The 13190-nt window shown below is 50.7% G+C and carries 12 protein-coding genes; 6 read left to right on the top strand and 6 right to left on the bottom strand.

Annotation, left to right across the window (positions count from 1 at the left end; translation table 11 throughout):
• The 4 genes from G462_RS24700 to G462_RS0119395 form a co-directional block, all read left to right on the top strand.
• A partial coding sequence (locus G462_RS24700) for a hypothetical protein (protein ID WP_026960459.1) occupies positions 1-1070 on the top strand: 1070 nt, incomplete at its 5' end.
• Between the two features lie 2 nt (positions 1071-1072).
• Positions 1073-3484, top strand: a complete 2412-nt coding sequence (locus tag G462_RS0119405) for a hypothetical protein (RefSeq protein ID WP_026960458.1) — start codon at positions 1073-1075, stop codon at positions 3482-3484.
• A gap of 17 nt (positions 3485-3501) precedes the next feature.
• Positions 3502-4590, top strand: a complete 1089-nt coding sequence (locus tag G462_RS23475; RefSeq protein WP_051326878.1) for a DNA primase — start codon at positions 3502-3504, stop codon at positions 4588-4590.
• 137 nt (positions 4591-4727) lie between these two features.
• Positions 4728-5831, top strand: coding sequence for a hypothetical protein (locus tag G462_RS0119395; protein ID WP_026960457.1), 1104 nt, complete (start codon positions 4728-4730; stop codon positions 5829-5831).
• Between the two features lie 9 nt (positions 5832-5840).
• Here G462_RS0119395 and G462_RS0119390 read toward each other — a convergent pair whose 3' ends face one another.
• The 4 genes from G462_RS0119390 to parM form a co-directional block, all read right to left on the bottom strand.
• Entirely contained in the window at positions 5841-6218 is a 378-nt protein-coding gene (locus G462_RS0119390; RefSeq protein WP_157378692.1) for a hypothetical protein, read from the bottom strand.
• Between the two features lie 1433 nt (positions 6219-7651).
• Positions 7652-8632 carry a hypothetical protein gene (locus tag G462_RS0119385; RefSeq protein WP_157378691.1) on the bottom strand — a complete coding sequence of 327 codons (981 nt, stop codon included), beginning with the start codon at positions 8630-8632 and terminating at the stop codon, positions 7652-7654.
• Between the two features lie 190 nt (positions 8633-8822).
• Positions 8823-9191 carry a hypothetical protein gene (locus G462_RS0119380; protein ID WP_026960454.1) on the bottom strand — a complete coding sequence of 123 codons (369 nt, stop codon included), beginning with the start codon at positions 9189-9191 and terminating at the stop codon, positions 8823-8825.
• Between the two features lie 14 nt (positions 9192-9205).
• Positions 9206-10327: a ParM/StbA family protein gene (parM, locus tag G462_RS0119375; RefSeq protein WP_026960453.1), complete on the bottom strand. Its 1122-nt coding sequence runs from the start codon at positions 10325-10327 to the stop codon at positions 9206-9208.
• Positions 10328-10520: 193 nt separating this feature from the next.
• On the opposite strand from parM, the gene G462_RS0119370 reads away from it, so the two are divergent.
• Entirely contained in the window at positions 10521-11000 is a 480-nt protein-coding gene (locus tag G462_RS0119370; protein ID WP_026960452.1) for a hypothetical protein, read from the top strand.
• Here the strand turns inward: G462_RS0119370 and G462_RS0119365 are convergent.
• On the bottom strand, positions 10997-11506 hold the full coding sequence (locus G462_RS0119365) for a hypothetical protein (protein ID WP_026960451.1): 510 nt from the start codon (positions 11504-11506) through the stop codon (positions 10997-10999). The two genes, G462_RS0119370 and G462_RS0119365, sit on opposite strands and share 4 nt — an antisense overlap.
• 23 nt (positions 11507-11529) lie before the next feature.
• On the bottom strand, positions 11530-12339 hold the full coding sequence (locus G462_RS0119360) for a hypothetical protein (protein WP_026960450.1): 810 nt from the start codon (positions 12337-12339) through the stop codon (positions 11530-11532).
• Positions 12340-12501: 162 nt separating this feature from the next.
• On the opposite strand from G462_RS0119360, the gene G462_RS0119355 reads away from it, so the two are divergent.
• Entirely contained in the window at positions 12502-13125 is a 624-nt protein-coding gene (locus tag G462_RS0119355) for a hypothetical protein (protein ID WP_026960449.1), read from the top strand.
• The last annotated feature ends 65 nt before the right edge of the window (positions 13126-13190 follow it).

Raw genomic sequence — 13190 nt, 5'->3', positions numbered from 1 at the left:
GCCAACCCCAGCAGGGCGGCCAACCCCAGCAGGGCGGCCAACCCCAACAGGGCGGTCAACCCTCAATTGGTGACAAGATCGCCGATGTGCTCGTTGCGGGGGGAGATGAGAGTGATCAACACGTCATCACACCCCAAGAACTGCAGACGCTGATGCAAGAAGCTGGATTCAGTGAAGATCAGCAAGCAATGCTTGGGATGAAACGTACGCCTGAAGAGCTGATAGCAATGGAAGAGAACAACCGTCTCAACGCTATCAATGCCATCAACGAGATGACGGTCATTCATCAGAATTTACCCCCAGACGTGCAACGCATGACGCGAGCTGGCACCGATGGGAGTTATTACCGAAATCAACTTGCTCTCGACGAAGTAAGTCACATTGACTGGAAGGTGTGGATCGATGAACACAATTATCAGCCTGGTCAATCCAGTGAGTTGTATTTTACCGAAGATGTGATCCTTCCTGAGTTCATTGACAGCCCCCACCTATCTGAGGGCGTGTACCTAGACAGCGACCAAACCAAAGGCTGTGGGATTTTTCTGATTGATACATCTGGATCGATGGACCGCGGGTTTATCAACAAACTCTTTTCTGAGGCACTTGGCGCAGTAGACCCCGATGACGCCGAAGCGGGCGTTGCTGAGATCATAATCTTTCCAGCTGACGTGGATGTGAAGGATAAATACTGGGTACTCAATGAAGACAACCGAGAGCAAGTTAGAGAAGAACTAGAAGAGCTGGGCGGAGGGGGCACTGACTACACCAATCCACTCAAGAACAGCTTGGCTATTTGCCTCGATGAGCTGGAAAAAAAGGTCGAGTTTGTCGTCATTGGTACCGACCTTTATTGCAGTCCGCCACTGTTTGACTACGTCGAACACAACTTGGATGAGGGCCAAAAGCTGCCACCCATCATGTTTGTGACGGACCACCCATCGCCAACAGTGAGGAAGAACTTTGAAGAAGCGTGTGCGCCATACGCTGCTGTTTTCCACTACCAAGATGGGCTCACCTTGGATCTGCAAGAAATTAAAGAAGATTTAGAATCATTAGGGATGGAATATTAGGAATGCATAGTTACCGTAAAGCAATGGTCCGCTTCAGGGCTCATGCGATGTCCGCGCTCGTGATTACCGTGTTGGCGATCACCGGGTGCTTGCCCGAGGATGGCACTGACAAGGAGACCCCCCCTAGCGAGGGAGTGCCTTCACCCACCAGCAATACCATGGTGGTCAACTACAGCGGTGGTGTAGCGTATCGAGCAGAAGTGTACTTTGACTATAACGGAGACCATATTGCAGCTCCAAGCGAGCTCATTGGACTGACCGACAGCAAAGGACGCCTGCAAGGAGACACGCTGGACGCCATTCTCAGTAAAGCGCCGAGCGAGCTGTTTTTAGTAAAAGTAGTGGCCAACGTCACCGAGATTATCCATCCGACATTGCCGACCACGCTTGCAAGCGAGGACGCATGGTTACTGTATCCTGCAGGTTTGCTGGATTTGGCCACGGCTAATAGCCGAACCAGTGTTGATGTTCAGTTCCAAGTTAGCGCATGGACCTCGTACATTGCCCAAGCTTTAGTAGACAACCCAAGCAAAAGCGTGACTGAAATTGAGGCCGAATTGCAGGATCAGTTAGTGGACGTGGGTGATATCGACTATTTCAATGACTGGTACTCCAGTAATGCACCGGCATTGTTTTTCTATGAAGAAGGACTAGAAAGGCGGGCCTTGCCATCTGACGCCACTTGCTGTCATTTCGATGACATGACGCTGGAGCGTTATCGAGAGGCTGTGTTTGATGTTTCTTCGCACATCAACTCCATCATTAACAGTGGAGGGACACCGGATTTCGACTCTGGGGAATGGGTGTACAACCAAAACACAGGGGGCTGGGACATTAACCTACCCAGTATGCCCGGCGGAGGAGGGGACATGATTACCAGTGATGGCGAGTATTCAGAGTCAGGCCGCTATGCGACGACGACAACGTCGCCGAGTGTTATTGCTCCTTGGTTCCCCAACGGCGCAAGCGGCGATCAAGTTCCCCATAGCGCCACCAGCTATCGTTACACTCCACTACACAATGGTGACTGGGCATGCGCCTATATCAGCAAAGATTCGGGGAACCCCGTCTTCTGTAATGTCGCACTGTCCAATAGCGCAGGCTCTGTCAAAGCCAATCTTACGAATTTGACACCGGTATCAGCTGGCTCCGTGCTGGTGGAAGGAGGCAATGGTTCGACCTCATTGGTAACTAGGTGGCCTCATAACCCTCACGTAATAGAGAGCTTTGGTTCAACGCTATGGCTAGGGCAAGATGTCGGCATACTTGGGATCAGCGGTGAAACCTCTGGGGGTTACATCTACGATCAAGGCGCGTGGTCTGGTTTCGACCAGACAGAATCAGTGCTAGTAGCCACCAAGCCAACCTCCCATCCTGAAGAAACTGCTCAAACGTCTTACGCGGGCAAGTCCGCCTATCATCATGTGGTCTTGAATAACGGGCAGGTGAAGGCACTATCCGAAGTGCGCTATACCGATCTACACCCCGACGAATACTATGGCACCATCAATGAACGCTGGGGGCAGCGACCAGGTTTGGCCACTCACACACCCAGTGACCCCTCTGCAATCAAAGTTAGAGACGAAGGCGATTTCTGGTTTTTATTGCAGATCTTTACACACATTTCTGAGGTGATCCCTTCCCTCGGCGCGCCACTTGACGCCCCAGTTTTTGGTCGTTACGAGGACCGGGACCAATACGTCATGGGCATGGCATCGATGCGTGATGATGGCTCTTGGGGGGCGCACCCTTCCTCTGCAATTGACAACGAGTTTAGGACGCTGCTTGAGAGCCGATACCTCCACCCTGAAATAAGCGCGATTTATAACCATCAACTGGCTGCTTCTTTTATCGCCGGCGTTGAGCTCATCGCGAATAACATAAGTGATGGCAATCCTGATACGCCTATCGACTATTCTGTTGGCATCCACCGTTATCATGCTGGACACGGCCAGTGGCAGAGTAACTTCATAGATTTCGCGGAGAGCGTCACCGATTTTGCTATCAATAGCTTTGCAAACGGCTTGGTCATGGTGGGCATTTGCAATGCCGACGGCAATCTGGAGCTGTATCTCTGGGGAGGGCAGGAAGAACCGGTATTTCAGAGAGACTTTCTGGTCAGGGTCAATGGCACCCAAGCCTATCAATGTGACAGCATTGGCATTGTCACCGAGCAAACTTTCGATACGGACAAGCATGACAGCTCGGAAAATGGTCACCTGATCCTGCTTGGCCAAAGCGGCGGTGTTGAAGTGTTAGCCGTAGAACGAACAGGCGGATACCGTCATCTAGGGCAAGTGTCGGCAGGAGTGAGCGGCTCCGATCTCAAAACCGCAGAGGCATTTGAAGTGAATGGCGTCACTGGGATTAATACGCTGCTGCGAGTTGGTGACACCTGGTTAGGTATCAATTGAGGTCAGTCGGAGAGCCAATGGCAATAGACAGAGAAGCACTAACCCTAGTTACTGGCACGGTTAAAGATATTTACCGTTACTATCTGCTATCGGAAAGCAAACAACCCGACAGTGCAGTGATGACGTATCTAAAGAAGCGTGGCCTGACTGCGGAGACCATCAAGCGCTTTGGCATTGGCTATGCCCCTAATGGCTGGCAAAACCTCGGAAAGCCCCTGAAGTCGAGTGTGTTCTTAAAGAACTATCAGCAATATAGAGACTTGGCTAATGGCAATATAGGTGCGTTATTGGGCGGCGATCTGGAAGCCACCGGGCTCATGATCGCCACTGACAAGGGACGGCGTTATGATCGCTTCCGAGAGCGACTAATGTTTCCCATACGGAACGTGAACGGGGACACATTGAGTTTTGGCGGTCGCCTGCTCGGCGATGGAAAACCCAAATATCTGAACGGTCCCGAAACAGCATTGTATCGCAAAAACGAAGTGCTTTATGGCATGCACGAACTCACGGTAGCGCTAGATGCTGAAGGGGCAGAGAAAGCACCTTACATCATCGTCACTGAAGGGTATATGGATGTAATCAGTGTTCACAGTGCTGGCAACCCCTACATTGTCGCCAATTGCGGTACCGCGATATCTGCCAAGCAACTGGACCTGTTATTTTCTTATTCTGATGAGCTCATATTTGCTTATGACGGCGATAAGGCCGGTAGCAAGGCTACCTTAGACGCGCTACAGAGAGCGCTGCCAAAGTTAACTGGAAGCCGGCGAATATCTGCGCTGTCAATGCCCGAGGGGCATGACCCGGATTCTTTTGTTCACAGCCTGCCTCATGGGCAGCGTAAACAAGGCCTTGAGGCGGTAATTGACCAGCGAGAGAACGGCCTTAATGTGTACTTGGACATGATAACCGAGCAGTTAGCGAGTGAACTGGGGCACGACGACCCAGCCGAAGCATTTGTCGTTGCCTTGTCTGATGCTATCGCGATGCTTCCCGACGGAACGGAGTACCAACGCCTTATCAACCAAATTAATGCCTACAGCCAACCTATGGCCAGCGAACTCAGTGAAGATGAAATCGTCTCCATGGCGGCCAACTCGTAAAAAAGTTACCAAACCACCCACGATAGGGTATAGAATTGGCAACATCATAATATTTTCGTAATACTATATACAAAGCGCAGCGCTGCTTGATAGCAAGCGCTTCGCTTTAGTTCCCTCATTAAAAAAGTAGGTGCGGCATGAGCTATTCACAAGACGGCGAACCGCGCGAAAGCGCGCGGCGTGATTTGGATATATCTTCCTTACGCTTGAACTTCTTTAGCCAAGCATGTGTTTACGCGGACTCTCCTGGCAATGCAACCCAAGCGCACTCCAGCACTGCGGTATCGGAACCCTGCTGGTTGGTACTATATCTGAAGCTTCACTCAACCAATCCAACGATGATGTACACTGCAGAAGATGCGGTTGTTAACTCCGTGGCCGAACAGGCTGGAGAGCACATTGGTAATGAACTATTTGGTGAAGTAAAAAGCATATCTCAGCTGGCTTTGGAGCAGCACCCTCTAAGTGGCGACCAGTGCTTATCATTGATGTCTCAGCTCAAGATCCCTAGAGCACGTCTTGTTTCTCAGCTGGGCTTAACTGAGACGATGCTTCGAAAAGCGCTTGATGCGGATCGAAAACACCCTCTCTATATGACGTACTTAATGCAGAGCCTGGTTTGCTATCGTTCACTGCGCGGATGCAGCGATAAACTGTACACTGCATTGCACAGTCATCGCCAAAAAGTGCCAACAGACTTCCCTCGCGGGACGACTCAAGGTACATCGCAGGATATGAGCAAGAAATACTTACTCAAATGCCAATCGCTGCCTGACAGTGGCCCGCAGGGCATGGATAAGCCGCTATCACTGCATGACGTGAATCGTATGATCCGCCCCCCAATACTGCCTGTTGCTCTGAATTTGTCGGTGATTACAACTTCCGGTGTACGCAAGGAGCTCTCCTTGGACGTGGTGGATTTGATGATGCTGCTCTATCGCGATCTATTACCGCGCACGGTATTTGATGCAGGTATTGATAATAGCGAGAAAGAACTGATTGAAGTGCTGGTTGCCAGAGCGTTTGAGTACTTTGTGCGCTATCCCATGAGCTACCCAACGTTCTTTGTTTTGCTGCGCAGCTTGCGCTTTACCGTCAATGATTTAGCAACTGCAGACATTGGCGCAATGGGCAAACACCTTGAGTCAACCAGTCACACCAAACCTGTTCCTGCATGGCTACCTCTGATCCTGCCTCGTTTGTACGCGAAAGGACTAGGTGCCGAAGATCGCACCTGGTAGTACCCGTGGTCAAGCGGCTTGCGCCCTAAATACCGTCATATTACTGATAGTGTTAGGACCCAACTGCTCTGATAGGGCATGGTATAAGGCAAAGTAACGGTTATTGATACCGATCTCCGATGCGGTCAGTAACGTGGACGCATCGGAGCCCAGCGCTCCTGATGCGATGTGCCCAACCTCTCTGCCGCGGGTTTCCAGTCGCTCCAACAAACCCGGCAGGTCACTCAACTGCTGCGCCCCCATAAAGCTTACCGCTGCCCCCAGACGGGACAGTGGCAACGCGGTGCAGAACAATTGCATAATCTCCACCAGTAAGAAGTAACGGTTCAGCAGCAAGGACTCCAGTTGCGTCCATTGCTGGGTAACAGCGACTGACTTCGGACTCAAAAGCGTTAGGGGCAGTCGAGTCGCAGGACAGTACAAAGCAATGCTTGAACAATTAGGGTTCCTACACTTGACCGAGTCTTGCCCATCTCGATGAAGGTAGCCTTTGTGACCACAACTGACACAAATCAGCCCACTGGAAGGCGGTGGGTAAGGGGGCGAAAAATCAGTATTCAGCTTACCGACGCCTCTTGAGCTGCCGTCCGCTTGACGAAGCTTACCAATGAACTCCAATAGCGCTCGCATGACACTCCGGTACCCCCGAAATGAGAACAATGCAGCACGTTTACGGTGATAAAGCGCCAACTGACTACCGGGATCGTTTGAGGTGAATGACTGGATATCCAGTTGCTTGAATGCCAACTGCTGTTCGCGCTCGCATTTTAATAACGCATGCTGATATGCAAAAACGTGCGATGCTTTCAATTGATCAATGGGAGAACAGCTGAACTCACACAGGCTGGTGGTCACTGCGACTAAGCCATGACGTAAAAATTGAAGCATCAAACGCGTCTCGGAAGGCTGTGGTGACAGCCAACTTTGCCGTCTCCACGAGGGAGCGGCGACGTCCACCCATTGCTCACACGCCAGAAAATACGGTGAGAGCTCAGGGTACTTTAAGATCCCATCCAAACCGATACTCAGTAAGTCAGTCGGTTTGGTCGTGTCGGTACAATCGAAAGATTTTGTCATTAATACATACTCTTCCCAAGGGAAATGCTGCAGAGATGAGTGGCTCGGGATTGTGTTTGAAAAAAGGCCCAACCGAACACACCGTGAAGCGCCCCCGGTCTACATCCACCCGGCAACCCAGCTCGCCCAGCGATTGAACGTGGCGCGACAATGTTGCCTCGCGACATCCCGACAGGCGAGAGACCATTCGCAATGATTGTCCATTACACAGGAGTAACACGCCCAATATTCGAAGTGGCACAAGCGCCTTACAAAGTTCTCGAGGACAGTGAAAGCCTGAGGCATTGCACTGAGCTGATTGGCATTGCGATTTCCACTCAGTCAGTGAATCGGATGCGGACGTCTTCTTAGCGCGTATTGCGTGAATTCGTGGTTCGGCCGCGTCTAGGCTACTGCTACTGGACTGAACTAATGAACTAGGCGGGCGGCCCTCACCGTTCCAGATTTTAATACGCCCCGACGTCGCGATATAAGGAATAGCACAGCGCTTGGATGCAAAAGCGTCTGATGGGAGCGGGGAGCTCAGTGCGGTAAACGCTACGGCTTGCTCCTCTACCCTATCTTCGATCGGTAGCGCCTGCTCAAGTCCATCAGTGAGAACATCTATTTGGTCTATACGCGCCAAACAAGCTTGGATCAGCGCTTCTAGCGAGGACTTTTCACTATTTGCAACGAATGCACGAAAACTGCTGCTGCGCTCTAGTAGCTCAGAGACATCGCCGGCATTGGTTAGATAGCCAGGGCTAATTAGCGCTGCTGGTGATGTCATTGAGCAACGGCTCCTCGTTAAGCAAGTTTACCAATCGCAATGCGGCCAATTGAACACGATAAAAGTACTGATTTTCTATGCGCACCACGTGACGCGCCGGGTCCATGCCGGGGTGACGCTGATAAAACTGCGTCGGAAAGTAGACCAGCTCAATCAACGCCGCATTTTCTTTAACCACTCTACTCACCTCCGTGTGCTCTGACAAAGAGAGCAAGTGGCTGCCTTGACGTATTAACAAGGCCTGCGATGATGAGACAATCCCCTGCATTGTCGTGGGTCCTAATCCAGCCATATTGGCGAGAAAGGTTGAGATAGACAGCGGGCAAGAAATCACACCTGCAGCGGTTTGCCTAACGACCGGCCGGACATTCGTGAGCTCCTCCATGCGGCGCTGGCTTCGCAGTAAATACTCTTCAGTGGCTTGGTCGATGCCGAACTCCACCAGCCAATCACTCGCACAACTTAGCTGGGCATGAAGGTCGCTGACACATTGGTTGTCGGCAAACGTATGGGTCGTCGTAGGTAAGTGAAGCCGGCTGTATGCATCAAAATACAGGATCAGCAGCGCAGCTTTCCCTGCGGCGTTGTAAACATGGTCATCTACCACCCGCCGAAGACGCGTCAAAGTGGTAAGAAGATCTATTTGATGGTAATCACTGGCGAGGTTGTTGGGCTTTTGACATTGACGCAACGCATCGACCGCAAGCGGAAGACCTGCGAACTGATACATTGGTAAATCGACAAGCGCTGGGGCGATCCCCGCGTCATTCAGAGCGGTAGCGGTCAATTCTATGCCCCGTGGTTGCAGCACCTCACGTAAAGAGTGCTGGCGCCAGTAGTCGACCAGCATCATGTATGAGCCAATCTTTAATCCAGCAGTACCCTCTAGGGTCGCCGCCTCTCGTGCCGAAAAGGTCTCCCGCAATTGGTTCAGCAGTACAACAAAGTTGTTCATCTGTTGGATATCCGCTCGGTTTGCGGCCTGGTCTAATATCATGGCTTGGACATTTGGCGCCCACGCATGAGCTGGAGAAGCGATTAACGCCAACAAAACTCCGGCTATAGAAAGCCGGCGTCGCAGTAGGGGAAATAAGTGATTCATACCAGTAGAGTCCTGCAATAGGGTTAAGTGGAATTACCGTGAATTACTGAATGAAACCGCCCGCCAAGTCATCAAAATTCCCCTCAATGTGAATGACGTCATCAGCTGCAGATTCACCGCCAGGTAGCGCATCTTGAGCGGCGTCCTGAGCATTGCTTGGGGACAGCTCTTTCTGGGGTTCTACTTGCGGATTGACCACTTGATAGCTCACCGCTCCCGCAGAGAGAGCGCGGTGCGCCAGTAGCTCATGGTAGGTCTCTAGTAAAGACTGCTCTGGGCGAGATGAATGCGCATCCAGTAGCCAAGCCCCCACTACATTGAGTACATCTCGAAACTCATTCTCACTGAGCTGCTGGTACGTATCAGCACGGCGTGGTGTATGTGGAATGTTAAGTCGCGCGCGAATTCGCATAGACCGTCCTCAGCCTATGCGGCCCGTCGTGCTTCGAGCACCATTTGCAGCAAGTCTTCGTTACTTGGGCGATAGATGACTTCGAGGTATTTGAGCGCACCAATACTGTTGGCGAACAACGGGTCATCCATGATGGTGAGATTAGGGATCCGCGCTTGGATTTCTTTGCCGATCAGATCCATCGCGCCACCCAAACCATACACTCCATGATAATCATTAAAGTTGATGGAGTGCTCAATTCTTGTCAGTGCCGACGTTAGCGTAGAGTGAATTGCCTTATTGACGACATCAGAGACATCTACAACATTTTCACTGCTTAGTGATGGCTGGAATTTTCGGGTTTGAATGATACGGTTAAGTTCAGCGGTCGCATAGCTTGAACGATAATCACGTAACGCGCTTCTTAGGAAATCATGGATCGCCAGCATACCGCTTTCTTCAATTGAGAAGCTATCAGCGGTCAACTTGTTTCGCGATACGATAGCAATATCAATACTTTGACCACCAATGTCGATAAACAGTAGATCTTGAGTAGCCACCAACTCATTTTTAGTAAAGGAAGTCACTCGTCCGTTGGAGATGTTCATTTTAATCAGCATGTCAAAATAAGCAGCGTAACCTTCTGGCATCTCCGTATGTTCAGAGATGGGGGACTTCAATTGAATCGCACCATTATGGCATTGCACCGGCTGTGTGATGTTTTTGGTTCGATTGCTCAGGTAGCCTCGATTAACCTCTCCATTGACGATGTAACGCTCGATAGGCGTTGACGTGCATAGGATGTTATTGGGCGCATTAAGGCCCATAACATTCGCCATATGATGGATCATAACGCGGTTCGCTGCACTGGTCTGATAGTTAAGGTTGCCGGTCTTGTAGTACCTTTGACCGTGGCGCTCAGCATCCATAACGGTGAAATAGCACTCTTCATCATCGACCAAGGTATGGTAACCATATTCTCCATTTGCGAGATCTTGAAAGCCCTCCAACCCACAATTTAGGCCTTCTGAAATCAACGTAGGGCGGCAAAATCGGTGCAGATGACCGTCCTTCAAAATAACGCCTTTAGTGTTGAAGTGGCCGTCATCGATTACACCCTTGAGTAACTCAGGTGTTTTTGAACGTGGCTTGGTCATAAACCTCTCCCTAGGACCATAAACTAAACAAATTGCTGAAAAAGATGAAACACAATGTATATTGTATAGTTTGGTATCGTAAACTTTATAACGGGTGTATTGCAAGCACCGTAAGCGGTTTGCAACTGAGAAGTGTGTCGTTGCGCCAGAGAAAAGCGGCGCGGGCAACAAGTCACTGAGTACAGGTAATAGAATGAAGCTTAAACCCCAGCAAGCAACACATGAAGATCCCGTTCTGATGGCCATGATGTCGAAACTGACAATGTACGTGAGTGAACAGATCCCCGAAGTCACCGCGGGTAAAAACAATCGCACAGATTACAGCGCGATGCTGGCTGCTCTAAGAGGACAACGCGCCAACCTGACTAAGCTAGCTCACTGGTCGCAGCAGACCAATCTGCACAATACGGCGGGCAAGAGTGCGAAAGCGATGCGGCTGCAATGGCGGGGTAAAATCAACCAGATCAAGGCAGCCAGCCAGCGTAAACTGCAAGCAAGTGATGCCGAACTCATCGGGCAATGGATGATGCTGGTGGAGAGTCTCTATGCGGTATTCATGGACATGCAGCAGCGAGCGAGCAAATCACTCAGCACCGGCCAGCAAGAGCGCCTCATTTATCTACAGATGCTGACGATTGTTACTATCTGGTGTAAGGCGCGCACGCTCCCTTAGACGCGATGCTGGTTGAGTACCATGCGAATGGAATGACTTAGACGGGTCCCGAACTCAATACCTGGTGGCAAATGCAGGTACTTATGAAGCGTCGAGGCCGACATACCAAGCAAGCTTGCTATAGATGCCTTTGTCCGATAGCTCGGATGGGAGCCCACTGTGTCCTGCAACAGTTTATTAAATGCTGAGGACACCAATGGCTCAGTAGTAAACCAGGGTCTCGGATCTTGCAGACACTGACTAAGCCACAGCGCTTGCATCTCATGGTGATGCACTAACAGGACCCAAGTGATAGCTAACGCTGTGCGATTTTTTTGCTTTCCCTTATTGGAGCGCGCGAGGGCGATCTGCTCAAGAAGCTCACTCTCTGTCGACAAACCAAGCGCATCAACGAACGGTCGGTAGTAATGACTATTTACCAGCTCGGACGCCGGCAGCTTTTCATACAGCTCCTGCATTGTCATAAATCGAGACTGCTGATCAGCACTGATGCTTGAACGTGTCAAAGTAGGCTCCTTTTATGGGTGGACTACACCGTTAAGACGATCTGGTGGGCGTCAGCGTTCTGCGCTTCACTACTGGTCCACACAGAGCAATAGTCTAGGTTGGCCTTTACACACAAACTACCATTCTCGCGAATGTCGTCGAGCGTGTGAACAAGCAGATCATGTGGATACCCGGTGGCGAGGTAATCACCGGAGACCTTAGCCATCAGCACTTGCAGTATCGTTTGAAATCTCGATGGCGTTGAATTGGGAGCGGTCAGGGTGTAACAGGCAATTAGATACTTTTCGATGGCACAGAACAGTTCTTTTACCTGAAACATACGCTGCTGGTTCGCATCCTCACGCACTGCCTTTGCCGCCTCCATACGTAAATTTAACCTGGCCAATGCCCGCATGGTTTGAGCTAGGCAACCCAACTCACCATCTGCTGAGAGTTGCTGTCGGGTGAATTGCAGTCTAAATGAAGACGCTGGCAAGGTTGCAGACTGCGCCCCGGATGCTGCATACCAACAGTTTGCTTCAACGCGGATCTGTTCCGAGCAGAAGGTGATCAAGGAGGAAAGGTCCAGCTCCTCAATCTGTGCACTGCACAATCCCTCAGGATGTAAATACAGCACCGCGGTACGAAATACTTTGAGAGCTCGCTCCTTAAGTGCTTCACCGGCGTTTTTCTGAGAAGCGAAAATACCATCACTTTTTGGTGGCACTGTTAAACAGTGAACGAAAGAGCTGCGAGTCAACACACCCACCAGCTTTGCTAAATCAAAGGAAACTTGAGCCGCTGTCATCGCCATCTCAGCATGGCGCACATTGGATTCTACCTGTTGATACATACGAATATCCTTATCTGTACAATACAATACAATGTATAGGGTATTGTTGCTATTAGTCAAGCGCAATGCTATTGTTTACCTAAATTGATGCCATTGAAGCGCAGTAAAGGTAATGAAAACGCGAATTTTTTCATACAACTCAGGTTGCTACGGAGCAGCAGAATGACGGCAAACAACGCGATAACGATTCGACTCCCAACGGTGACCGTGGGTGGCCAATATAACGGACAGTACGGCGTGCTGATTGCGTTGATTACAACCGCGGTATCCGCGCTGTTAAGCGACGAAGATAGGCACCATGAAAGCGCGCTAGCGGCCACCCAAACGGTGTGGAGAAGCCACCTTGACCAATGGCGTTCACAATACCTATCCGATCACACCGGCCCTTCTTTTCGAGAACAGCGCGCCTTGCACCTGCATCTGGTGAAGAACTTTGTAAACACGTTCAAGATAACGCTACCGTCGGTAAACGCATTGCGGCGTAATAGCAACCTTACGCACTTAAAGGTCGAAGTACCCTTGTTGGAGCAGCAGGCGCGAGCCAAATCGCCCGCTAGTCAACCGCCAGGTGAAGCAACCCGGTCAGAGGCCACTCGTTCTGGGCATGCTTATCGAGAGCCTGATCAGCGACGAAACGACACCCAATTCAAGTTCATTGATTTAGAGCTCACAGGCACGGAAGCCTTCGACGAAGTGGCTGAGTTTGCAATAGTTGCAGCGGATGGCAATGCCCAATTTAACCGACTGTTCTGGAATAGTGAGGCGATGTCATCAGACTTAGTGTAGTGGTCAAGTTAAATTGGCCACGGTTTTGTATTCAAGCCAGTACCTTCGCTCTGACTCATTGGGTG

It is taken from the genome of Aliagarivorans taiwanensis DSM 22990 (assembly GCF_000429505.1).
In the GTDB taxonomy this organism is placed as follows: domain Bacteria; phylum Pseudomonadota; class Gammaproteobacteria; order Enterobacterales; family Celerinatantimonadaceae; genus Aliagarivorans; species Aliagarivorans taiwanensis.
This window is presented reverse-complemented; position numbering and strand designations above follow the sequence as displayed.